26 protein-coding genes are annotated in these 23,673 nt (G+C 28.1%); 12 read left to right on the top strand and 14 right to left on the bottom strand.

What is annotated here, in order from left to right; translation table 11 throughout:
* Window positions 1-2: 2 nt before the first annotated feature.
* Both AC5SL8_RS05480 and msrA read right to left on the bottom strand, forming a co-directional pair.
* Window positions 3-815: a rhodanese-like domain-containing protein gene (locus AC5SL8_RS05480; protein ID WP_494579526.1), complete on the bottom strand. Its 813-nt coding sequence runs from the start codon at window positions 813-815 to the stop codon at window positions 3-5.
* Window position 816: 1 nt separating this feature from the next.
* Complete coding sequence (msrA, locus tag AC5SL8_RS05475; protein WP_494579524.1) at window positions 817-1,260, bottom strand: peptide-methionine (S)-S-oxide reductase MsrA; 444 nt, start codon at window positions 1,258-1,260, stop codon at window positions 817-819.
* 35 nt (window positions 1,261-1,295) lie between these two features.
* Between msrA and AC5SL8_RS05470 the strand changes: the two genes are divergently transcribed.
* Both AC5SL8_RS05470 and AC5SL8_RS05465 read left to right on the top strand, forming a co-directional pair.
* Window positions 1,296-2,180 carry a DMT family transporter gene (locus AC5SL8_RS05470; RefSeq protein ID WP_494579522.1) on the top strand — a complete coding sequence of 295 codons (885 nt, stop codon included), beginning with the start codon at window positions 1,296-1,298 and terminating at the stop codon, window positions 2,178-2,180.
* Window positions 2,173-2,808, top strand: a complete 636-nt coding sequence (locus AC5SL8_RS05465; RefSeq protein WP_494579520.1) for a DNA-3-methyladenine glycosylase family protein — start codon at window positions 2,173-2,175, stop codon at window positions 2,806-2,808. Before AC5SL8_RS05470 ends, AC5SL8_RS05465 begins: the two co-directional genes overlap by 8 nt.
* On the opposite strand, the gene AC5SL8_RS05460 is transcribed toward AC5SL8_RS05465, so the two are convergent.
* Together AC5SL8_RS05460 and AC5SL8_RS05455 are read right to left on the bottom strand one after the other, a co-directional pair.
* Window positions 2,795-3,091 (bottom strand): DUF1330 domain-containing protein, encoded by a 297-nt coding sequence (locus AC5SL8_RS05460; RefSeq protein ID WP_494579518.1) that lies wholly within the window; start codon window positions 3,089-3,091, stop codon window positions 2,795-2,797. The two genes, AC5SL8_RS05465 and AC5SL8_RS05460, sit on opposite strands and share 14 nt — an antisense overlap.
* A 1-nt stretch (window position 3,092) precedes the next feature.
* Window positions 3,093-3,989 carry a glycosyltransferase family 17 protein gene (locus tag AC5SL8_RS05455; RefSeq protein ID WP_494579517.1) on the bottom strand — a complete coding sequence of 299 codons (897 nt, stop codon included), beginning with the start codon at window positions 3,987-3,989 and terminating at the stop codon, window positions 3,093-3,095.
* A 34-nt stretch (window positions 3,990-4,023) separates the two neighbouring features.
* Between AC5SL8_RS05455 and AC5SL8_RS05450 the strand changes: the two genes are divergently transcribed.
* Window positions 4,024-4,560 carry a phosphoribosyltransferase gene (locus AC5SL8_RS05450; RefSeq protein ID WP_494579516.1) on the top strand — a complete coding sequence of 179 codons (537 nt, stop codon included), beginning with the start codon at window positions 4,024-4,026 and terminating at the stop codon, window positions 4,558-4,560.
* Window positions 4,561-4,593: 33 nt separating this feature from the next.
* Here AC5SL8_RS05450 and AC5SL8_RS05445 read toward each other — a convergent pair whose 3' ends face one another.
* A complete protein-coding gene (locus AC5SL8_RS05445; protein ID WP_494572973.1) occupies window positions 4,594-5,904 on the bottom strand; it encodes an NCS2 family permease in 1,311 nt (436 codons plus the stop codon).
* Between the two features lie 178 nt (window positions 5,905-6,082).
* On the opposite strand from AC5SL8_RS05445, the gene AC5SL8_RS05440 reads away from it, so the two are divergent.
* Window positions 6,083-6,340, top strand: a complete 258-nt coding sequence (locus tag AC5SL8_RS05440; protein ID WP_494579514.1) for a hypothetical protein — start codon at window positions 6,083-6,085, stop codon at window positions 6,338-6,340.
* 47 nt (window positions 6,341-6,387) lie between these two features.
* Here the strand turns inward: AC5SL8_RS05440 and AC5SL8_RS05435 are convergent, their stop codons facing one another.
* Window positions 6,388-6,834, bottom strand: a complete 447-nt coding sequence (locus AC5SL8_RS05435) for an Hsp20 family protein (protein WP_494580803.1) — start codon at window positions 6,832-6,834, stop codon at window positions 6,388-6,390.
* Window positions 6,835-6,932: 98 nt separating this feature from the next.
* On the bottom strand, window positions 6,933-9,008 hold the full coding sequence (locus tag AC5SL8_RS05430; protein ID WP_494579513.1) for a S9 family peptidase: 2,076 nt from the start codon (window positions 9,006-9,008) through the stop codon (window positions 6,933-6,935).
* A gap of 209 nt (window positions 9,009-9,217) precedes the next feature.
* Here AC5SL8_RS05430 and AC5SL8_RS05425 point away from each other — a divergent pair, with 209 nt between their 5' ends.
* Window positions 9,218-9,532: a J domain-containing protein gene (locus AC5SL8_RS05425; RefSeq protein WP_494579512.1), complete on the top strand. Its 315-nt coding sequence runs from the start codon at window positions 9,218-9,220 to the stop codon at window positions 9,530-9,532.
* On the opposite strand, the gene AC5SL8_RS05420 is transcribed toward AC5SL8_RS05425, so the two are convergent.
* Window positions 9,529-10,494, bottom strand: coding sequence for a glycosyltransferase family 9 protein (locus tag AC5SL8_RS05420; RefSeq protein ID WP_494579510.1), 966 nt, complete (start codon window positions 10,492-10,494; stop codon window positions 9,529-9,531). The genes AC5SL8_RS05425 and AC5SL8_RS05420 overlap by 4 nt on opposite strands.
* A 50-nt stretch (window positions 10,495-10,544) precedes the next feature.
* On the opposite strand from AC5SL8_RS05420, the gene AC5SL8_RS05415 reads away from it, so the two are divergent.
* Genes AC5SL8_RS05415 through AC5SL8_RS05405 form a run of 3 tightly spaced genes read left to right on the top strand, consistent with a single transcriptional unit; the run spans window position 10,545 to window position 13,821 of the window.
* Window positions 10,545-11,429 carry a dihydrodipicolinate synthase family protein gene (locus AC5SL8_RS05415; RefSeq protein ID WP_494579508.1) on the top strand — a complete coding sequence of 295 codons (885 nt, stop codon included), beginning with the start codon at window positions 10,545-10,547 and terminating at the stop codon, window positions 11,427-11,429.
* Entirely contained in the window at window positions 11,430-12,620 is a 1,191-nt protein-coding gene (locus AC5SL8_RS05410; RefSeq protein WP_494579506.1) for a class I SAM-dependent methyltransferase, read from the top strand.
* A 4-nt stretch (window positions 12,621-12,624) separates the two neighbouring features.
* Complete coding sequence (locus tag AC5SL8_RS05405) at window positions 12,625-13,821, top strand: hypothetical protein (protein WP_494579504.1); 1,197 nt, start codon at window positions 12,625-12,627, stop codon at window positions 13,819-13,821.
* Between the two features lies 1 nt (window position 13,822).
* Here the strand turns inward: AC5SL8_RS05405 and AC5SL8_RS05400 are convergent, their stop codons facing one another.
* Genes AC5SL8_RS05400 through AC5SL8_RS05390 form a run of 3 tightly spaced genes read right to left on the bottom strand, consistent with a single transcriptional unit; the run spans window position 13,823 to window position 15,133 of the window.
* Entirely contained in the window at window positions 13,823-14,365 is a 543-nt protein-coding gene (locus AC5SL8_RS05400; RefSeq protein ID WP_494579502.1) for a tetratricopeptide repeat protein, read from the bottom strand.
* Between the two features lie 54 nt (window positions 14,366-14,419).
* A complete protein-coding gene (locus AC5SL8_RS05395) occupies window positions 14,420-14,767 on the bottom strand; it encodes a thiol-disulfide oxidoreductase DCC family protein (protein ID WP_494579500.1) in 348 nt (115 codons plus the stop codon).
* A gap of 3 nt (window positions 14,768-14,770) precedes the next feature.
* Window positions 14,771-15,133 (bottom strand): rhodanese-like domain-containing protein, encoded by a 363-nt coding sequence (locus AC5SL8_RS05390; RefSeq protein WP_494579499.1) that lies wholly within the window; start codon window positions 15,131-15,133, stop codon window positions 14,771-14,773.
* A gap of 106 nt (window positions 15,134-15,239) precedes the next feature.
* Here AC5SL8_RS05390 and tldD point away from each other — a divergent pair, with 106 nt between their 5' ends.
* The 3 genes from tldD to AC5SL8_RS05375 are packed head-to-tail and all read left to right on the top strand — an operon-like array spanning window position 15,240 to window position 18,942.
* Window positions 15,240-16,652 carry a metalloprotease TldD gene (tldD, locus tag AC5SL8_RS05385; RefSeq protein ID WP_271516261.1) on the top strand — a complete coding sequence of 471 codons (1,413 nt, stop codon included), beginning with the start codon at window positions 15,240-15,242 and terminating at the stop codon, window positions 16,650-16,652.
* Between the two features lie 5 nt (window positions 16,653-16,657).
* Window positions 16,658-17,977 carry a TldD/PmbA family protein gene (locus AC5SL8_RS05380; protein WP_494579497.1) on the top strand — a complete coding sequence of 440 codons (1,320 nt, stop codon included), beginning with the start codon at window positions 16,658-16,660 and terminating at the stop codon, window positions 17,975-17,977.
* The gene (locus AC5SL8_RS05375) at window positions 17,974-18,942 is read left to right on the top strand and encodes an NAD(P)/FAD-dependent oxidoreductase (protein ID WP_494579495.1); all 969 of its coding nucleotides are present in this window, start codon (window positions 17,974-17,976) and stop codon (window positions 18,940-18,942) included. The genes AC5SL8_RS05380 and AC5SL8_RS05375 overlap by 4 nt, the downstream gene beginning before the upstream one ends.
* A gap of 6 nt (window positions 18,943-18,948) precedes the next feature.
* On the opposite strand, the gene AC5SL8_RS05370 is transcribed toward AC5SL8_RS05375, so the two are convergent.
* Window positions 18,949-19,638 (bottom strand): DUF6134 family protein, encoded by a 690-nt coding sequence (locus AC5SL8_RS05370; protein ID WP_494579494.1) that lies wholly within the window; start codon window positions 19,636-19,638, stop codon window positions 18,949-18,951.
* On the bottom strand, window positions 19,638-21,086 hold the full coding sequence (locus AC5SL8_RS05365; RefSeq protein WP_494579492.1) for a hypothetical protein: 1,449 nt from the start codon (window positions 21,084-21,086) through the stop codon (window positions 19,638-19,640). The genes AC5SL8_RS05370 and AC5SL8_RS05365 overlap by 1 nt, the downstream gene beginning before the upstream one ends.
* An 87-nt stretch (window positions 21,087-21,173) precedes the next feature.
* On the opposite strand from AC5SL8_RS05365, the gene yczE reads away from it, so the two are divergent.
* Entirely contained in the window at window positions 21,174-21,824 is a 651-nt protein-coding gene (gene yczE, locus AC5SL8_RS05360) for a membrane protein YczE (protein WP_494579490.1), read from the top strand.
* Here the strand turns inward: yczE and typA are convergent.
* Entirely contained in the window at window positions 21,821-23,647 is a 1,827-nt protein-coding gene (typA, locus tag AC5SL8_RS05355; RefSeq protein WP_494579488.1) for a translational GTPase TypA, read from the bottom strand. The genes yczE and typA overlap by 4 nt on opposite strands.
* Between the last annotated feature and the right edge of the window lie 26 nt (window positions 23,648-23,673).

The raw sequence follows: 23,673 nt of genomic DNA, 5'->3' as shown, positions 1-23,673 counted from the left end.
TTTTAGCTTTTTCCGTATTCACTCCATGAACCATCATAGATTACTGGATTATATTTATTATCTATTAAAGAATAAGCAAGTGCCAAAACAGCAGCAGTAACGCCAGATCCGCATGTAAATACAATGTTTTTATCTAGGCTACTTTTTATTGAGCTAAACTTTTGAAAAATTTTTTTTTTATCAATAAAAGTATGATCAGCATTTATAAGTTCAGAAAATGGAAGGCAATAAGAATTATTTATAGAACCACTTTTTAAGCCTTTTCTTGGCTCAGGTACCACACCTTCAAATCTCTCTTTACTTCTTGCATCAATAACTAAAAATTCTTTTGTTAAAATATTTTCATTAATTTGGGCTTTATTTTTTACTAATTCTATTTTTTCATTGGCAGAATAATGAGAAGGTTTGATATTTACTATATCATTTGCAGTAGGTTTTTTTTCATTAACCCATTTTTTTAAACCACCGTCTAATACTTTTATCAAGTTTGGATTATGTCCAAAATAAATGAAATTATACCAACATCTACATGAGCTAATTACATCTGAGTTATCATAAACAATAATCTGATCATTATTTTTAATGCCCATATTTGAAACAATATTCTCCCAAGATTTTTTATCAATAAGCATATGGGGTAGGTCAGTATCTTTTTTTGAATTTTTATCTAAATCAAAATAAATTGCATTTTTTATATGTTGTTTTTTATACTCTTCGAAACCATTTCTTTTGGTTTGAGGCATGTGCCATGAACAATCAATAATTTTTACTTTATCAAGATTTGCCATCAACCAATCAGTACTTACTAATGACATCTTATCTTTTTTCTAAATACCGTTGATGATATTCTTCAGCTGGACAATAATTTTTCACTAAAGAAATTTTTGTAACTACTTTACCAGATAACCTTGAATTTTCTTTATCAATTATCTGTTTGGCAATTTCTTTTTGCTTATCATTGAGGTAAAAAATTTCACTTCTATATTGTGTACCAAAATCAGGCCCTTGCGAGTTTAATGTTGTTGGATCATGTATTTCAAAAAAATATTCTAAAATTCTTTCATAAGAAATAACGTTTGGATCAAAATCTAATTTAACGACTTCAGCATGATTGGTATTTCCTTTACAAACTTCTCTATAATTTGTTTCCTTTTTGTCACCACCACAATATCCAACTTCAGTTTTTATAATACCTTCGAGTTTACTAAATTTTATCTCAGGCCCCCAAAAACATCCTAATCCTAAAACAGCTATTTCCATTGATTATCCTTTAATTTGATCTACAAATTATTCCTATGTTAACTAAAAATCAATTAGGTTTATTGTACATGTTTTTGTCTGTTTGTACTTTTTCTATAATGGATTTGCTTGTAAAATGGTCAGGGAATTACCCTACTGGACAAGTTCTCTTCTTTAGAGGTTTTTTTGGTCTCCTCCCTACTTACTTTTTAATACCAAGGGATCAATTAAGAACTTTTTATAAAACCAAAAGACCCACTGAACATATTTTTAGATGTGTTATGGGTTTAATTGCATTAGTTGCGATAGTAATAGCATTGAGAGAACTACCTCTTGCTGTAGTGGTAAGTCTTTCTTATGCTGCTCCACTCTTTATTACTATTTTATCAATTTTTTTATTAAGTGAAAAAGTTGGTATTTTTAGATGGGCAGCAGTTATTGTAGGCTTTATTGGAGTGGTTGTAATTTCTGAACCAGGGTTTATTGAAATGAATTTTCTTTATTTTTTACCAATAATTTTTTGCATTGGAATGGCATTTGTAACTATCACAATTCGAAAATTATCTACAACAGAACCAATTTGGCTTATTTCTATTTTTTTTACAATTACAATATCTCTTGCAGGCTTAGCAACAATTCCATTGGGCTGGATAATGCCTAATTTTCAAGATTTTATTCTTTTAGCTTTAATTGGAGTTACTGGAGGTACTGCAAATTTATTATTAACTCAATCCTATAAACTCTCTGAAGTATCTTTGGTTGCTCCACTAAAATATTTGTCATTAGTTTTTGCTATATTTTTTGGTTATATGATGTGGAATGAGATACCAACTTTTAAAACACTAATTGGTGCATCACTAGTAATAATGTCTTCCCTTGTAATTCTTAGAAGGGAAATTTACTATAAACAAAAAATACCTTCAAACATCAGACATGACTAAAACTCCAATATATTGGAATAATGCTAAAAAATATTTATCTAAAAAGGATAAAATTATGAAAAAGTTAATAATCAAATATAAGTCTCCATCTGAAACCATACTCACTTCTAGAAAAGATATTTTTTTTTCATTATGTAAAAGTATTATTGGACAACAGATAAGTGTTATGGCGGCAAACTCAGTTTTTTTAAAATTTAAAAAAAGATGTAAAAATAAAATAACTGCAAAAACAATTTCCAAATTATCAATTGCACAGCTTAGAAGTTGTGGTTTGAGCAGACTAAAAGCCATAGGGATTAAAAGTTTAGCAAAACAAACCCTTGATAAATCATTTAATCCAAAATTAATTCCAAAAATGTCTGATGAGGAAGCTATTGTCTATTTGTCTAACTTAAGACAAATAGGAAGATGGTCAGCAGAAATGATTTTATTGTTTACTTATAATCGTTCAAATATTTGGCCAATTCAAGATATTGGACTTCTTAGAGCAATTTCAAAAAATTATAAAAAAAAATATTTTCCACCGGAATCTTATATAAGATTATTGAATAAAAGATTTACACCTTATTGTTCTGTTGCTACCTGGTATCTATGGAGAAGTATTGATCCAGAGCCTATTCAATATTAACGCCCTCTATAATTTGTAAATTTCTTTCAGTGGTATCTTTTGCTAAAGCCCATCCAGCTTGATATTCTTTTGAGTCATGACATTTGATAGCTTGCTCATAGCTTGGAAATTCCCAAATGACAGTCCTTGGATAATCCTCACCTTCCAGGGTTTGAAATTTTCCACCTCTAACTAGCGGTTTTCCACCATAATTTTTTAAAATTTCTGTAACTTTTGTTCCATAATTTTTAATATTTTCTTGGCTTCTTATTTTTTTGTATAAAGCTATCCAGTATACTCTCATATTAGTCCATCCATTTTTTAAGTTTATTTTGATTTTCTTGAATAAATTGAGGCAATTTATTTAAATCATATTTTTCTAGTTTTTTTCTTTTTTCATCACCATACTTCTTTGACCTTTTATCACCAAACATATCATAAATTGTTTTGTTACTTTCTATCAATTCTTTTATTTTATTACTACCAAGCTCTTCAACCTCATAGTCTCTATGATGTAAATATGATTTTAATTTTAATTCAATATCTTCAGCATCTTTAATATTTGAAAAATGCCAACCTCCATTTTTTATATAAATTTTATTGATATATTTATTTTTAGAAAAAAATGTATCTATACGCCAGAAAGGATATTTTTTATTCTTAATATTTCTTAACCACTGAGGACTTTGCAGATCTTTTTTTCTACAAGCTTTTGTTCCAAACCATTTAAAATTTATAAGGTACCTGTTAAATTTATAGTAAAATATTTCTTGTTCAAACATAATAATTTGATTTTTTATTTTTGATAAATTTATTGAATTAAAGTTTGGTATTTCATCCACATCAGAAATCAATATTAGGTCATCATTTTTTGCTTTTTTTAATCCTTTTAATATATGGTTTCTTTGGTCATTTTCTCTCAAATGAGCATTATGTATTAATTTGTAGGATTTTATACTTTCATTATCTGTTTCATCTAATTTAGAAATTTGATCAGGTTCATTTTTATGCTGTATATAAATAATCTTATCTTTAAATTTATTAAATTTTTTAATGTCAAATTTTAACTGTCTTTTAACACCATTATGATAAAATTGACTTTCAACTATTACAAAGAAATCAACGTATTTATCTAGAATATTTAATCTTATATCAAGTAAAAGCTCCTCATCATAAAACATAAAACAATCAAATATTTTCATAATTTTTTTTTACTTCTTTTTAAATTCTTTTAATATGATAATAAAATTTATGGCTGACAAATTAATTATCAATTTTGACCAGTATACAAAAATTGTTGAAAAATTAGCAATAGAAATTCATAAAAGCTATAAACCAACGGTATTAGTTGGAATTATGAGAGGTGCAGCACCTATATTGGATATTCTTTCTAGAATTTTAAAATTACCAATCGCTTATATTGTTATCCAGAGCTATTCGGGAAAAGGAATGGAGGATAAACAAGGCCAATTAATGTTTGCTAGAGAGATCAGTTCTTTAGCAGAAAATAAAGATTTTGATAAAGTGTTATTAGTTGATGATCTTTCAGATACTGGTCTAACTCTAAATAAAAGTATTGAATGGTTGAAAAAATATGAACCAACAAAAAATTATATTAATGAAGTTAAAACCGCCTGCTTGTGGAAGAAAAAATCTTCTACATTTGAGCCTGATTTTTGTCCAGTAAAATTAGATTCTGATCCATGGATTGTTCAGCCAACTGAACATTATGAAGAATTATCTATGGAAGAAATAATTAAGAGAAATAAATAGGGCTGGAATTAATCCAGCCCTAAAAATTATATTTTAAGCAACTACAAAGCTAATAAAACTTAGTATTGCAATAACCCATATTGCTGGAGAAGTTGAAGAAAACTTACCAGTAAATAATCTGATTAACGCATAAGATACAAAAGCTAAAGCAATACCATTACTAATACTGTATGTTAGTGGCATAGCTATCATTGCAAGAATAGCAGGGGCTGCCTCACCAATATCATCCCATTCAATATCAGTTATGTTTCTAACAAAAAGAACAGAAACAAATAATAAGGCTGCACCATCAATTTGCTTAGGCAAACTTGTTGCTAAAGGAGCAAAGAATATGCAGGCTAAAAATAATAGACCAATTACTAAAGAGGTCATTCCTGTTTTTCCACCAGCTTTTACACCAGCTCCAGATTCAACATAACTTGTAACAGTTGTTGTTCCCATCATTGCACCAGCAACGGTTCCAACACTGTCGGCCATCATTGCTTTTTCTATGTCTTGAACTTTTCCATTTTTATCAACCTTACCAGCAACGTTAGCTACAGAAGTCAATGTTCCAGCGGTATCAAAAAAATCAACAAACAATAAAGTAAATACAACAGTTGTCATACCTGCTGTTAATGCAGCTGATAAATCAAAATCAAATAGGTAGGTCATTGGAGGTGGTGAGCTTGCAATCCCATTAAATTTAGCAAGTCCAGTAGCCCATGCAATTATACTGAATAATAAAATTCCAATTATAATGTTTCCTTTAACTTTCATTTTTTCAAGAACAACCATTAAGATAAAGGCAGCACAACCTAATAGAACAAGTGGATCACCTAAGTCACCTAGCTGAACTAATGTGACTGGATTATCAACAACAACTTCCATTATTTGAAGACCAATTATAGCAAGAAATAATCCTATACCAGCACCAATTCCTAATTTTAAACTTCTTGGAATTGAGTTAATTAACCAAGCTCTGATAGGTGTTAACGAAATGATTAAGAATAAAACTCCAGCAACTAAAACAGCGCCCAAAGCTTCTTGAGGCGTATAGCCCATTCCAGCACAAACACCAAATGCAACAAACGCATTAATTCCCATGCCCGGAGCTAAACCTATTGGCCATGTTTTTCCATAAAATGCCATTATGAAACAAGCAAGTGCTGTAGCAACAATTGTTGCCGTATAAACTGCGCCAAATTCAAAGAAACCTTTTTCTGGTCCAGCAAATTCGCCTGATAATATAAATGGATTTAAAAACATAATGTAGGCCATTGTCAAAAATGTTGTTACACCAGCTATTACCTCTGTTTTAAAATCTGTCTTGTGTTTTTTGTAGTTAAAATATTTATCTAACATTTATCCTCCTAAGATTAGACTTGAGTTTTATTAGAATTTTTTTGTAAATTCTCTTAAAAACCTATGTTTATTAACATAATTCAACTTATAAGTTATATTTAAGCTATATTTTTGGTGCTATCATTGTTTCATGCAAAAATTAAAATACATTTTTATAAGTTTATTTTTTTTTAGTCTAGTGAGCGGTTGTCAAACAATTAAAGATAGAACTGATGAGATTGTTGAAAAAGAAAATTCAAAATTAAGTCAATTTATTGGAAAGAGCTCAAATAGTTTGCAAATGGAACTAGGTAAGCCTGATGAAGATTTTAAAAATGATAAAGGAAATTTAGAGCTTGTTTATAATTCCAAAAAATATGGAATACTTTGTGAAAGAAGATTTGAAGTAGACTCGAGCTCTATTGTAATTGGTTTTGTGTCAAATGGTTGTTTTTAAATATTTAATACCTGCGGGGAAGTGCTCCCCACAAGTAAGGTTAATACTTATCTAATTTCAATAAGCTTTTTCTTTTTATATTCAGGTACAATTCTTTCACAGGCGATTGTCAAAAGACCATCTTTTAATTGAGCACCATTCACTCTCACATCCTCCGCAATTGTAAATGATCTGGCAAATTGTCTTTGTGAAATACCTTTATGAATAATTTCACCATCATCAGATTTGTTTTCTGATTTATCAACTTGTTTAGTTCTAACAGTTAATAAATTATCCTCAAACTCAACCTCAACATCATTTTTATTAAATCCAGCCAGAGCAACTTCAATAGCGTAATTGTCTTTACCAGTTTTTCTAATGTTGTAAGGTGGGTAATTGGACTGCATGGTTAACCCTCCATTTCCTAGCATATTTTCAAATTGGTCAAACATATCGTCAAAACCAATTGAAAAAGGTCTTAGAGTGTTAAATATAGATAGATCCCTACTTGTCATAGTTTCCTCCTTTGTTAGCAAGGTTAATTTAGTAAGCCCCATTAGGCGACGTACAGTTGATATTTAGGAACTAGTCTGAAAATTTCAAGATGGGATAATTAAATTTTTTTACAAATTTTTAAAGCAAATGCATAATCTAATGCAATTTCTTCAATAGCACCATCACGCCCAGATTTACCACCATGGCCCGCATTCATTTCAGTTTTTAAAAGTAATAAATTATTATCGGTTTTATATTCTCTAAGTTTAGCTGTAAATTTTGCTGGCTCATCAAATAAAACTCTATTGTCACTTAAACTAGTTGTTATGAGCATATGAGGATAGTCCATCTTTTTAATATTATTATAAGGTGCGTAAGAATATATATAATCAAAATGATCTTTTTTATCTTTTGCATTACCAAACTCGTCAAACTCTCCAACAGTTAAAGGTAAGGAGTGATCAAGGTTTGTAGTTAAAGAGTCTACAAATGGTACAGCCATTATAATTCCTAAAAAAAGTTCTGGCGCTAGGTTAACTACAGCACCCATAAGAAGCCCCCCAGCAGAACCACCCATCCCAATTATTTTATTTTTTGAAGTATATTTATTTTCAATTAAAAATCTTGCGGAAGCAATATAGTCCTCAAATGTATTTTTTTTGTTAAGTAGTTTTCCATCTTTCCACCATTTCATCCCTCTTTCCATGCCACCTCTTATATGAGCGGTAACCCAAATTATATCTCGATTGATTAAACTTAATTTAGTTGAAGAAAACCCTGGACTCATTGAACTGCCATAAGAGCCATAACCATAGAGTAATAAATGTGCAGATCCATCTAATTTAGTATTTTTATGTCTTGTTATTGTAAGAGGAACCAATTTTCCATCATGAGATTTGCAATCAATTCTTTCAACTATGTAATCATCAGGATTATGACCAGAAGGAATCTCTTGTTCTTTAACTAATCTTTTTTCTTTTGTAGTTAGATTATAAGAATAAACTCTAGACTGTGTTTTTGGTGAAGAATAACTTAAGTATATCTCATCAGTATTTTTATCTCTTTGTTTTAAAGATATACCAGGCACATACACAGTTTCGTCAGAAAAAATTAATTCTTCTTCTATTCCTGTATTAATATTTTTTACAAATAATTTATCTAAAGCATCAGATGTTTCAGATCTAATGATCCAGTTTTTTAAAAAAGTTAATCCACCAATTAAAACTTCAGCCTTTGCAGATATAAAAGTTTTCCAATTGGGTTTATCTAAACTATTACTAATATCTACCTTAAAATCTTCAGCACTTTCATTGGTATGATTATAAAATTTTCCATCCCAAGAGTTGACAGAATATAAAACTTCTCTTTGTCTTTTTTTTATTAATTTAGGCTTAGGATTTATTTCATTTACTTCAAAGTAATACTGTTCGGAGGTATTATGGTCTGAAGAGCTAATAAAAAAGTATTTATCATCAGAACTCAAACTTATACTAACAGTAAAAGCTTCACTTTTTTCTTCAAATATTAACTGATCTTCTTTAACAGAGGTTCCTAATTTGTGTCGATAAATTTTTCTTGGTCTATGGTTTTCATCAAGCTTTGAATAAAATATATATTTATCATCTAAGCTAAAAGTTATACCACCAGATGTCTCTTCTATTTTTTCAGTAATTAATTTTTTTGTGTTTATATCTCTAATATATATTGTGTAGTACTCTGAACCCTTTGTATCTAAAGAGTATCCTAAATATTTATCATTAAAACTAACTTCTAAATCGCCAACACCAAAATATTCAACGTTAAGCTTTTCTTTTTCTTCATCACCATTCCAAATTTCCTCAATATTATTAGTTCCAATTTTTTTTCTTAATTTTATAGAATAATTTCCTTTTGAGGTGGTCTTTGACCAGTATTCATAATCAAAGTCTTTAAATGGAAGAGACTCATCATCTAATTTTATTCTACCTTTAATTTCATCAAATAATTTTTTTTGTATTGCTTTGGTGTCAGACAAGTGAAAATCAGTATATAAATTTTCTTCTTCAAGATATTTTCTAACCTCTGGATTAAGTTTTGTATTATCTTTTAAAACTTCTAGAATGTCTGCCTGATGAATCCAGCTATAGTTATCTTCCCAACTGACATTGTGACACGTTTTTATTTCTGATTTTTTTTTGAGTTGTGGTATTTTCATGAAGACAAATTAAATATATGAATATTATTATATATATACTAGTTTTTTTAGGAATTATTTATCTTTTATTAAAATTTTTAGCTAATGCTTCTTCTAAAAAAATATCAAAACATTTAAGAAAATTAATTTTTATTGGATCAATTATCTTGGCTATAATTCTATTCATAGGTGGGAAATTTTTACTAAGTGTGCCCTTGACCCTTTTGAGTTTGGCTGTAGTTAAATTAAAAGGTCTTTCAATATTTCAATTAATTGGATTATTTAGACTTATTCAAACTCTTAGAAGATCAGGAAGATTTTCGTTTAATCAAAATCAAAATATTAAGAATCATTCAACATTGTCACTAGAAGAGGCTTACAAAATATTAAATCTAGATATTCATAAAAGAGTAACAAAAGATGATGTTCAAAAAGCTCATATCAAGATTCAAAAAAAAATTCATCCTGATATTTCCCCAGAAACAGCCAGACTATCTTCAATTGTAAATGAAGCGAAGGATCTAGTCTTAAAAAATATTTCTTAATTTAAAATCTGTTTTAATTGACTAAAAATTTTTATTGGATTGATTTTATCTTTACCTAAAGTGTTATGCGTTACAAAGCTTTCTCCATCTGGCAGAATTGGATACATCAAGGTATTATAACTTCCATATACTAATGGCGTGTCTGCCATTAAAACAATTGTTTTAATACCAAGACCCGAAGAAAGATGACTGAAACTTGAGTCATTACAAATAGAAACGTCACAATTTTTAATTATTCCTAAAATTTCATAAATGTCTAGATCATCTAAAGGAATACATTTATCCTTAAACTCTGAATTCAATATTTCTTTTAGAATTTCTTGTTCATCTTGATTTTTCCCAGTGGCTAAAAAAAATTTACAACGAAGAGTATTAGATGTTAGTCGAATAAGCTCTATAAATGTTTTAGCAGGAATTCTTTTTGTTGGACCAGATCCTCCAATACCAAGTAAAATATTTTTTTCATCATTTTTAATTCTAAATTTTAGTTTTGCTCCAAAAATAGATTTTTCATTAAGTAAAATTTTTGGATTTTCTTGTATATCTATATTTAATTTTTTTTTTAAAAGTTTTTTCGGGGCATCAATAATATTTTGTTCTTTTTTGTCAAACAAAGGGTATTGATAAACATTCTTGATTCCAGCAAATTTTGCAATCAAATTAAACCTTAATGATGAATTAAAAATAAAAATTTTATCAAATTTGTATTTCTTTAGCTCCCTTACTAATTTAAAAAAACCTTTAAAGCCTTGATGCTCAGCATTTTTTTGTTTATTACCCTGTTTTAGAATTATGATTTTATCTATTGACTTATCATCTTTTAAAATTTTTTCAGCTTTTGAACTTTCTTTAACAAGGATGTTAACAGGTGTATTAAATTTTTTAGATATAGCATTTATAAATGGCAAATAGATTACCATATCTCCAATCCCCATTTTATTTTGTACTATTAAAATTTTCATATTAGGCTTTTATACCTTTACTAAACTTTTTTTTTATATAAATTTTAGTTATGGGTAAAATTAAGGGTATTTATGCAGCTTCAATGTCAGTTCTTAACGATGATTTAAGTCTAAATATTGAAAAAACTATTGCCCATGCTGAAAAAATCATAGATCAGGGATGCCATGGAGTTGCAATTTTTGGAAGCACTGGTCAAGCACAACTTATTCCAATTAGTGAAAAAATTAGTTTATTAAATAAATTATCAAAAAGTGTTTATAAAGATAAATACTTAATTGGAACTGGTCTTAATTCTTTAAATGAAACTATAAATTTAATGAAGATTGCTAATTCTTTAAAATTTAATGAATTTTTAATAATGCCTCCTGCTTATTATAAGTATGGTGATAGAGAAGTAGTTGAATTTTACTCAAGATTAATAGATGCCGTGCCAGATAGTAGGATTGTTTTATATAATTTTGAAAAATTGTGTGGATATAAATTTAGCATCAGTTGTGTTGAAAAACTTGTTGAAAAATTTCCAAAACAAATAATTGGAGTAAAAGATAGCTCATATAACCTTTATGAAAATTTGAAAATTGATAATTTTTCTGTCATGCCAGGATCAGAATTGAAACTTTTAAGAGGACTTGAGAATGGATGTGATGGTATAATTACTGCAACTTGCAATGTCACAGCTAATTTAGCTAGAAAAGTTTATGATGATTTCAGTAAAAAAGAAAAGCAAACAGTCAATGAAACTCTATGTAAAGTTAGAGGTGTATTTGACCAATATAATTTAATTTCTGGATTACATTCATTGATGTCTGATCAAGACGATAATTATAAAAATGTTATACCCCCTATGAGTCTTTTAAATGAAAAAGAAAAAAAACAACTTGTTGATGATCTTAATAAGCTCAATTTTAAATTAGAAGCATTAGAGGCAGCTTAAATGCAATTAGCAAGATTTTTAAATAATATTTTTAAAAAGGATGGCTTTGTATTAATTGATGCTTTTTCTAATAAATATATAATAGGTACACCATTTAACAAGGACCCTATAGTTGTTAGACTACTAAATAAAAAACTACACTATAAACTATTATTTTATCCAGATTTATATTTTGGTGAGGCTTATGCTGAAGGAGATATTGAGATTGAAAATGGATCTTTGACTGATTTTTTAAATATCGCATTAATGAATATTGGCAGAACAGATATAAATATATTTAATAAAATTTTAAATAAATTAAGAGGATCTTATAGATATTTAACTAATTTTAATTTTATAAAAAAATCTAAAATGAATGTTGCTCATCATTATGATATTTCTGATGAGTTATATGACCTATTTCTTGATCCAAAAAAACAATACTCATGTGCTTATTTTAAGAATGAAGATGATACTTTAGAAACTGCGCAAAATAACAAAATTAATCATATCATAAAAAAATTAAATATTAAGTCTGGTCAAAGGATACTCGATATAGGAAGTGGCTGGGGTTCTCTCGCTATCGATATTGCTAAAAGCATAGATTGTGATGTTACAGGAATTACGCTTTCAAAAAATCAATATAATTTTAGTTTAAAAAAGATTAAGGATTTAGGTTTAGAAAAAAAAGTTCGTTTCAAATTATTAGATTACCGACAAATTAATGATAAATTTGATAGAGTGGTAAGTGTAGGTATGTTTGAGCATGTTGGCCGTAAATATTATAAAAAATTTTTTGATCAGATGTTTAATTTACTAGACGAAAATGGAGTAGCAATAGTTCATACTATAGGCTCAGTTGATCCCCCAAGAGACCCTCAGCCATGGATTAATAAGTATATATTCCCTGGAGGGTACACACCAAGCATGAGTGAGATGACAAAACCAATAGAAAAATCAGGCTTAATTGTATCTGATGTTGAGGTTTTAAAGCTTCATTACTCATTAACTTTAAGACATTGGAAAGAAAGGTTTTTAAGCAATAAGGATAAAGTAATATCGATGTTTGATGAAAAATTTTTTAGAATGTGGGAGTTCTACTTAACATCTTGTGAGATTGCTTTTAAATATGGTGATCAGGTAGTTTACCAGTTTCAACTAGCTAAAAATTATACTTCAACACCTACTACAAGAGACTATATTTATCAGTAATTAATTGATAAATCTAATCTTTTTAAAGTATGAAAAAAATAAAAAAAAAAATATCAAAAACAAACCTTCAAAAAAAAATAAGGTAAAAAAAGGTATTAAGAAAAAATATAAAAATTTAAAAAAAAAGATAAAAATTAATAACAAAAAAAAAATAAAAAATATTTCAAAAAAATTAATTAAAAAACAAAAATTTAGTTATAAAAAAAAAATAAGCCTTGTTTCACAAATAGTTAGGTTTCAACAATCTTTAAAGCCAGAATTTGATTTTAAAATTAATTTTAGTTTAGAAAAATATATACAAGCCTTTTTTGATGGCATAGCTAATAGAATAGTTGAATATAAGATTTTAAAAGCTGAAGAAAAAAAAAGAAAAAAAATAGAAGAAATTGAAAAAAAAGAAAAAGAAAAACTATTAATTCAAAAACAAAAAATCAAAGAAGAGGAAGAACAAACCAAACTTAAGGAGAAAGCTTTAAAGGAAGAGGCTAGACTTGAGAAAGAAAGAGCAAGAGATATAAAGTTATTTTTACGAAAGGAACAAGTATTAATAAGAATTGAACATGCTGAAAGACAAAAACAATTTTTAAAACAGTTACAGCTAGATAAACAAATTGAAAAATTCAGAATAAGAGAAATTAAAGAATTAGAAAAACTTGAAAAAATTTCATTAAAGGAAAAAAGAGATGATTATACAGGCCTTCAGGCAAGAATAGAAAAATTAAAAGATAAATATAGAATTATACGAGATCAAAAAATTAGAGAAAGAGTAGAAGCTTTAGGTGTTGAAATTCAAGGTAATGAAGATAGAGAAACTCTACTTCAAAAAGAAAGAGACTATAAAATTGCTAGACAAAAAATTGAACTATCTCTTGAGAGTTTCTATAGAAGTGCAAGTAGTTTGGTTTTTCAACTTAACAAAAGACATATTACAAGACATATGTCTATTTTTAGATGTATTGACCAAAGATTTGAAACGGGAGAAATATTTATCAAATGGGATGAAGCTCCAGATGAAGAATGGTTGTTATTAATTTATATAAAGAATAATTCTCCAGAAGAAGGAATTGTTATTGAAGATAAATCAAATCCAGAAAAAAATATTTCTCATGAATTTAAGGCCAATGAAATATTTAAAGCATCAGACTTAATGGTGGATTCATTAACTCAATTAATTTCGAGAATAAGAGCTAAAAAAGATTAAATTAAACACTTTCTTCGTTAATAAGCCTTTGAATTTCAGGTATTAGTTTTTGATTTTTAAATGTAGGATGAAATTTTAATGCTTCTTCAATACTTTTAATCGCTTTTTCATACTTTTTTAAATTTATATAAATTCTTGCTTGTCCAGATAAAGCTCCAAAATGCCTAGGCTCTATACTTAAAACTTTATCAATATCACTTAAAGACTCTGTAAACTGACTCATTAAAAAATATACAGTTGCTCTTTTATTCCATGCTTCAGACCACTCAGGATCACTATCTATGACATTATTAAAAACTTTCAGTGCATAATTATAATCTCCATATTGCATAAGTTCTATTCCTAATTCTAATTTTTGAGTTAATTCCATATTATTTGGATGTTCGTTCCAAATATCCCAGATCTTTCTTTCCAGTAACTCAGCAGTTTTTGGATTAGTAACATCTCTAAGTTGATTGAATAGACTATTTAGAATTTTTTTTTCTGCAAAACTACTAGAATAAGAAAGGTTTAAAAATAATATAACTAATATTAAAACTCTCATTTGCAAAAGATATTTTATTCAATATTTATTCTCAAGAATAAAAAAACCTAATTTCTACTTTAAAAGCTGGTTTTTATTTTTTAGGAATAAAAAAAATGCAACAATTTCATAAAAAAATGAAAATAAATTAAAGATTATAGGTTTTTTTAAAACTTTGTAGAGAAATCTATATTTAGGAATATTTTTCCAGATTAATAAGAAAGCTTCTGCACCCTCAATAATATTTTCACCATCTTTAATATGAAGTCTTCTTAAAAGACTTTTTGCATCTTTCTGAGTTTCTATTTCTGCTGTTTTATTGTCTGTGATATCAACCCATTCAATATTTTTTATGTTTTGTTTTTTATACAGATTGATCTCTGTTCGGCAAATTTTACAGGAATTATTAAAATACACTTTCACGAATTATTTATTTTCTTTCCAAGCCTTAATCCCACCTGTCATATTTTTTACATTCTTTATTCCCATTTCTTGCATCGTTTTTGTTGCAAGAGTACTTTGGCCACCAAGACTACAAAAAACTATATATTCTTTATCAGGGTTGTTTTTAAAATTTTCATTTTCTAAAGGACTACCTTCTGCTAAATAAAATTCAAGCAAGCCTCTTTCAAGATTAATTGCATTTCCTATAGTCTCTGAATCAAAACTACTTTTGTCCCTAACATCAATAAATTGAACATTTGGGTCCTTTAACTTTTCTCTTGCTTCATCTACAGAGATATTAGTTATTTCATTGGAAACGCTCATTAATTCATCAAATTTTTTCATTTTATCCTTATTTTTGTTAAAAAATAAAATTACACATAATCAATCATTTTGTATATGCGTGAAATACGCAGATTGAAAATATAAATATACCTATTATCTATTACCTGTGAGTGATTTTTTTACTAAAACAGATTTATCTAGAAAAGATGCAGAAAATATTATTTCTGAGACTTTAAATAATTGTGATGATGGTGAGCTGTATTTAGAAAATTCAAAGAGCGAGTCAATTGTACTGGATGATGATAAAATTAAAAGCTCAAGTTATAGTTCTGATTTAGGATATGGTTTAAGAGCAGTTACAGGTGAGGTAGTTGCTTATTCTCATTCTAATGAGATTTCAAGAAATTCGTTAAAGCAGTCTGCTAACAATTTAAGTTCAACTCTTAAATCACAAAAAGGTATTTATAATCATGAAATTCCCAAGACCAATGAAAAACTTTATAAAGATATTAATCCGATAGATGAAAAATCACTTGAATCTAAATTAGAGCTTTTAAAAAAAGTTAATAGTTATACTAGAGCCAAAGGTGGAATAGTTCAACAGGTCACTGCTAGTTTTGCAGGAGAATATAAATCTATAGAAATCATAAGGTCAGGTGGAGAGGTATTAACTGATGTTAGACCATTAATTCGTTTTAATGTTTCGGTAATGCTTGAAAAAAATGGAAAGAAAGAAACTGGTGTTTATGGAATTGGAGGAAGACAATCCTATGATGAGTATTTAAAAGATGACAATTGGAAAAATGTATGTGATGAAGCCTTTAGAATTGCATCAGTAAACCTTGATAGCAAACCAGCTCCCGCAGGAGAGATGAAAGTTGTTTTAGGATCAGGTTGGCCCGCAATATTGATACATGAAGCAATAGGACACGGATTAGAAGGTGACTTTAATAGAAAAAAAACATCTGCATTTCATAACTTAATGGGCCAAAGAGTGGCTAGTGAAGGTGTAACAATTATTGATGACGGAACACTTCATAACAGAAGAGGTAGTCTAACAATTGATGATGAGGGCACACCAACTGAAAAAACAGTCTTAATTGAAAATGGAATATTAAAAAATTTTATGCAAGATCGATTAAATGCAAGATTAATGAATACAAGATCTACAGGTAGTGGTAGAAGAGAAAGTTACAAGCATGTTGTCCTTCCAAGAATGAGAAATACCATGATGATGAATGGAAAATATTCTCAAGAGGAAATGATTAAGTCAGTTGATAAGGGAATATTTGCTGTAAGTTTTGGTGGAGGACAAGTTGATATTACTTCAGGAAAATTTGTATTCAATTGCACTGAAGCTTACGAAATTATAAATGGAAAAATAGGTTCTCCCATTAAGGGTGCAACTTTAATTGGTGATGGACCATCTATTTTAAAAGAAGTTTCATTGGTTGGAAATAATATGATGCTTGATCCAGGTATTGGAACATGTGGTAAAGCGGGTCAAGGTGTTCCTGTTGGTGTTGCGCAACCCTCAATCTTAATTGACAAAATGACTGTTGGTGGAACTCAATTATAAAATAAATGGTAAAAGATCAGGAATATTTAAAGAAAAAAGCTTCATTTTGTATTGATTTAGCTCAAAAGTTAGGTGCTACAGAAAGCAGTGCTGCTGTTATGCACTCTATATCAGAGACAGTTAATTACAGAAATAAAAAGTTAGACGAATCTGATAGGTCAGACAGCTTAGCCATAAGTTTAACAACTTATATTGGAAAAAAAAAATCTAGCATTACTTCATCAAATCTTAATGATGATAATATAGAAACTTTAATTGAGCGATGCATTGAGACAACAAAAATTACACCAGAGGATGAGTATAATTCTTTACCAGACAAAGAATTGCTGGCTGATAAAATTAATGACTTAAACTTATATGATGATGATCATATCGAAAATGATGAAAAAATTGAATATTTAAAAGAAGCTGAAGAAGCAGCACTTCAAAAAAAAGAAATTATTAATACTGAAACAGGTTTTACTGAATCTAAGTCTAATTTTATATTGGCAAACAGTGATGGATTTATAAATGGTTATAAATCTTCATCTTTTTCAGCATCATGTGTTGCTGTTGCCAAAGATGCAAATGACAAAATGGAAAGAGATTATGAATTTACAAGCACTTGTCATTTACAGGATATGATTAGACCTCAACAAATTGGATCAGTTGCTGCAAAAAAAACAATACAGAAATTAAATCCAAAAAAAATAGAAAGTGAAAAGATTAGCATTATCTTTGATAGAAGAATTTCAAAAGGGATATTAGGTGTTTTAGCAAATGCTATATCAGCATCATCTATTGCAAGAGGCACATCTTTCTTAAAAGGTAAAATTGATGAAGAAATATTTTCATCTTCAATCAACATTTATGATAAACCTGACATTGTTAAAGGATTGGGCTCAAGATATTTTGATTCTGAGGGTGTTAAAACTGAAGAATTAAAGTTAGTTGATTGTGGTGTTTTAAAACATTATTTAGTGGACACCTATAATGGAAAAAAATTAAACCTAAAATCAAATGGTAGATCTGGTGGAACAAGTAATTTATTTTTTGAAAAAGGCTCAGTTTCATATAGAGAGCTTTTAAAACTTAATAAAAGAGCATTGTATATTACTGAAACAATTGGTCATGGGAGCAACTTAGTTACAGGAGATTATTCAGTGGGTGCAAATGGTTTTATGATTGAAGATGGAATATTTAAATATCCCGTTAGTGAAATTACTATTGCAGGAAATTTTAAGGATATATTCAAAAATATTACTTTAGCAGATGATCTAGAGTTTAAATATTCAACAAATGCACCAACAATATTAATTGAAGGCATGGTAGTTGCCGGTAAATGAAAGATTTTTGTGTTATTGGTTCAGGCATATCAGGTGCAACAATAGCAAATCATCTAAGTAAAAAATATATTGTAGATGTATATGATAAAGCTAGAGGTGCTGGTGGAAGAGCATCAAATAAAAAATTTAATCTTAAAGAAAGCTTTGATCATGGGGCTCAATATATTTCTCCAAAAAACATCAAATTTAAAAGGTTTGTAGATAATTTAATTTCAAAAAAAATTTTAAAAAAATGGCCTGGTAAACATCTTTTTTTAAAAGAAAATATTAAAGAAAATAAAAAACATATCAAAATAATTGGTAAGAATGGCAACAATGCTATCAGCAAATACCTCTTAAAAGATATTAATTGTTTTTTTAGTAGCGAGGTTACCAATATTTTACACAAAAATAATATTTGGCAGCTTACTTTAAATGATGGTTCTAAGAAATTTTATAAATCAATAATTTTAACATGTCCATTTCCTCAACTAAAAAAATTATCAAAAAAATATATTAAACATTCCTTTATCAATCAGAAAATTAAAATGGAAGCCAATATAACAATTATGATGGTTGTTAAAAATTTAGGATCAAAAATTAGTAGTTATTTTTTCCCAGACTCAGTTCTAGGGTGGGCTGCTAATGAAAATAGTAAAAAAAGATTCAAGAGTAATCATGATTTATGGACTCTTCAAAGTACTCCTAAGTGGGCAAACAAAGTCATTAATAATAATAGAATTAATAAATTACAAAATTCTAAAATATTAATAGATAAATTTTTTAAACTTACAGGTTTTAAAAAAAGTAAAATTTTACATTTAAAAAATCATGGATGGAAGTATGCGTTCAATTCAAACCCACTTAAAATAAAAAGTTACTGGAATAGTTCTCTAAGATTGGGTGTATGTGCAGACTGGTTTGTTGGATCAAGACTTGAGTCAGGATGGCTAAGTGCAAAAGATTTATCTCTAAAAATTAAATGATAAATTTTATTTGTAACTCTTTAATCTATACTCCCAGTTTCCAAGTCTTGAATAAGCAACTTTTACAATCATTGCTTTTTCTCTATCGTACCAAACATCGAAATCTAGTCTTTTATCTTTAGGAATAGTCATATCTTTTGATGTTAATTTAAAATGATCTGCTTCAATTATATTTCCGTATAATTCTATTTTTTCTTTACCTAAAAAATTAACAACCTGCTCCTTTATACTACCTGATATAGGACTAATTTGTGACTCTGCTTGTAATATCTGATGGTTCCACCAATTTCCTATTATATTTTTAGTATCTGCAAGACCAACATAAGATGATCCATTAATTTTGAATTTATCTGACTTAGAATCATAAATGAGATTTACAAATTTCTCTTTATCATTTTGTAAAGTCTTTGACTCATATGATATCAGTTTACCATCTTTATGTATTTCTATTCCATGGCCTTCAAGATTAAATACTTCTATACCAAGCAAATATACTTTAAATTCAATTTTATTTTTAACTATCAATAAACCCCCTTTTTTTTCAAAAAAATAATTATTAAAACCAATAACTTTACCATCTTTGAAAATTTCCATTTCTATTTTTTTAAAATTTTGGTAGTGAGAAGTGTGGGCAAAAACACTATTACTTAGTAAGATAAAAATAAATATAGATATTTTACTTATAATTGATTTCATTAATTATTTTTTTTTATCAGTTTTAAACTAATTGCTGAAAAACTTTTTGATAAGATTATCTTAGAATTTAAATTAGGATTTAAATTTTTACATTTATCTTTTGTAATTATAGGTAAACATATTATCCAAATTGTTTTTTTTTTTGAATTTTCAAATTCATTCATTTCAAAATAAGAAATGTTATATTTTTTTATCTTATTTAATGCTATTATATAATTTTCTATTGCATAAAATGCTGACTCTCTGGTTTCAGTAGGAATATCCATATCAAACGTATAATATTTTTCATTTGATTTATTTATTTCATCTAGTGATCGACTAAATTCAGGTTTATAATAGGGTCTTTCTTTAATAAATTGCTGCACAGTTGACTCTGTATAAAGATTTCCAATAGTTAATGCTGATATGATGATAATTGTAGCTATTTTTATTTTTTGGTTTTTAATTTCAAATATTAAAATAGATATTAAAATAATAATAGGTATTAAAACAAAGATAATATATCTATGAAAAATAATTGGTTTTATTAAATAACCAAATACTAGTGGTAAAAAATAACTTAAAAATAACAAAACTAAAAAAAAAGTTAAATTTTCAACATTTTTGAAAAACATTTTTTTAAAATTAAATAGTAAGAATAATAGAGTTATCAAATAAAATAATCCAACTAGTCTTGATCCAAAAAAAGTAGAAAAATAAAAATTAGTATAAAATTTTAAGCCAGGTTGTTCCAACCAACTAGGATAACTGCTTAGATCATTAATATAAAAATATAAATAAAAAAAACTAAAAATTAAACTTATAATTATAGATAGATTTAGTTCTCTGAAGCTTTCATTAAATTTAAAATATTTTATAGCTATAACAGTAATGATTGAAAAATAAACAATCAAAGTGAAAGGGTGAGAATAAATCATTAATATTTGTGATGCTGAATTTATAAGTAACAGATAAAGATTAAATTTTTTTTCTTGATGGCATTTTATTGATTTAAAAAAATAATAAATAACTGTTGAGCATAAAAATAAGACCAATGAATATGCCCTTAGTTCCTGAGAATAGCTTATTAAATAAACATTAAAGCTTAATAAAAATAAGGAAAAAATATAAGAATTATTTTTTTTTAATAATCTGGAAGTTTTAATAATAAAAAATATACTTAGAATATTAAGTATTAATGAAAGATATCTGCCAATAAATACATTGTAACTAAATAATTCAAACAAAGCCTTTAATAAAAGATTGTATAGAAATGGTACTTGTTCGATACTTCTATGCCTTTCCCAGCTCTCTATAATAGATATTTTTGGATCTGCTACCCAAAAACTTAAAATTTCATCAAACCAAAAATTATCATAATTTATATTATAGGCTCTTATGAAGATTCCAAGAAATGAGATAAAAAATATAATAATAAAAACTAATTTATTTGTTTTAAGATTTAACATTTATTACGTAACATATTGATTAAAATTTTATTTTATTAATATTGTATTATAAGTTGTTTTTACGCAAACTTAACAGTAAAAATTGAAATGTTTTTAAGTATAAAAAAAATTCCTAAAGTTGCTTGGAGCTCAACAAAACCACTAAACCTAAAGCCAAAATTTTCCTCAATTTTTTTTTTAGTGTTTGGTCTTATTTTGTTCGGTTTAGGTGAGGGGTTATTAATTGTATCATATGCAGGAGCTTCACCATGGAGTGTTCTTGCTCAAGGTATTTCATTAAATGTTAATTTTTCAACAGGAATAATAACTATTTTTGTAAGTATAGGAGTTTTACTTCTTTGGTTACCTTTAAAGCAGAAACCTGGAATTGGAACAATTTTGAATGCGATTATTATTGGTTTAATGATTGATGTTTGTATTAATTTTGTACCAACTCCTGAAAATTATATTAATCAAGTTTTTTTAGCTATTGCTGCTGTACTTACCGTTGGGTTGGGTGGTGGTATCTACCTTGTTGCAAATTTAGGGGCAGGGCCAAGAGATGGGCTTATGGTGGGTTTACAAAAAAAAACTAACTTACCAATTGCATTAGTAAGAGGTGCTATTGAAATTACTGTAATGTCTGTAGGTTGGTATCTTGGAGGGATAGTGGGAGTTGGAACTTTATTATTTGCTTTTGGAATAGGACCTGCGGTTGCTTTAGGATTATATCTTGTTGGAAAAATTTTCAGTAATTAAAGAGGTGTTCCAGATTTTTCGTTCTTTTTTCTCTCTGTAGGATTAAGAATAGCTTTTCTCAGTCTAAGAGATTTTGGGGTAATCTCTAAAGCTTCATCGGTATTCAACATACTTAATTGTTCTGCAATTGACATTTGTCTTACTGGAGTAAGTACAACATTTTCGTCAGTTCCTTGAGTTCTCATATTAGTTAATTGTTTACCTTTCATGACATTTATAATCATATCACCAGGTTTTGGTGCTAAGCCAACAATCATTCCTTCATAAACAGGGTCATTATGTGTAACAAACATTTCACCTCTGGCCTGAAGGTTAAATATTGCAAACGCAACAGCTTTTCCGTTTGCCATTGAAATTAAAGCACCATTTTTTCTTCCATCCATTTCACCTTCAAATTTTCCATAACCATGAAAAATTCTGTTAATTACACCAGTACCTTTTGTTAAAGTTAGAAATCTACTTGTGTAACCCATCAAGCCTCTTGTTGGTGCATGAAAGATTAATCTTTTTTTATCTTTTCCTGTATCTTTTAGATCTAGCAATTTACCTTTTCTTCTATTCATCGAGTCAATAATTTTTGATGAAAATTCTTCATCTACATCAACTGTAATTTCTTCAATTGGCTCTAATCTGTTACCATTTTCGTCTTTTTGATATAAAACTTTTGGGGGACTTACAGTCATTTCAAAACCTTCACGTCTCATTTGTGTTAATAAGATTTCAAGCATTAACTCGCCACGACCACTAATTACAAAGGCATCAACATTTTTGTTCTGGGAAAAAGAAATTCCAACATTATTTTGTGCTTCAGTAACCAGTCTATCTCTGATTTGAGTACTTGTTAATTTTTTACCTTCTGTCCCAGCTAAAGGTGAACTATTCACACTTATAGTAATAGACATTGTTGGAGGATCTATTGGAGTTGCTGGAATTGGATCGTTTACTTCAAGATCACAAATTGTATCTGCTACGTTAGCTTTTTCTAAACCTGCAATTACAACAATATCTCCTGCTTCACCAACTTCAATGGGTACTTTTTTTGTTCCTTCGTATCTAAAAATTTTAGTCAATCTACCTTCATCAACTTTCACACCTTTAAGATTTATTGCCTTAATAGGTTGGTTAGCTTTTGCTGTTCCTTGAGATATTTTTCCAACCAAACTTCTACCTAAAAAACTATCTGCATATAAAAGAGTAGATAGCATTGCGAAAGGTTTAGTTTTATCAAGTTCAGCAGGTTTAACATGCTCTATAATTAGATCTAATAAAGGATGTAAATTTTCTCTTGGACCATCTACTTCTTTATCTGCCCACCCAGATCTACCACTTGCATACATAACTGGAAAATCTAACTGTTCTTCATTTGCATCTAAACTTACAAATAAATCGAATGTTTCATCTAAAACTTCATCAGCTCTTTGATCTGTTTTATCTAACTTATTTATTACAACTATTGGCTTTAGCCCCTGTTTAAGTGCTTTAGCTAATACGAATTTTGTTTGAGGCATAACACCCTCAGCTGAGTCTATTAATAATAAGGCGCCATCAGCCATACTTAAAACACGTTCAACTTCAGCAGCGAAATCTCTGTGACCTGGAGTATCAATAATATTAATCCTAGTGTTTTGCCAATCTATAGAAGCAGGTTTAGCTAAGATAGTAATTCCTCTTTCTTTTTCTAATTCTCCAGAATCCATCAGCCTTTCATCTACAACTTCATTTTCTCTAAATGAACCACTTTGCTTCATTAAGTTGTCGATCATAGTTGTCTTGCCATGGTCAACGTGAGCGATAATTGTGATGTTTCGAATATTGTTACTCATAATTTGACGCTCTTATACATTAATTG

This window comes from Candidatus Pelagibacter sp. PS_41 (assembly GCF_059417725.1).
This window is presented reverse-complemented; position numbering and strand designations above follow the sequence as displayed.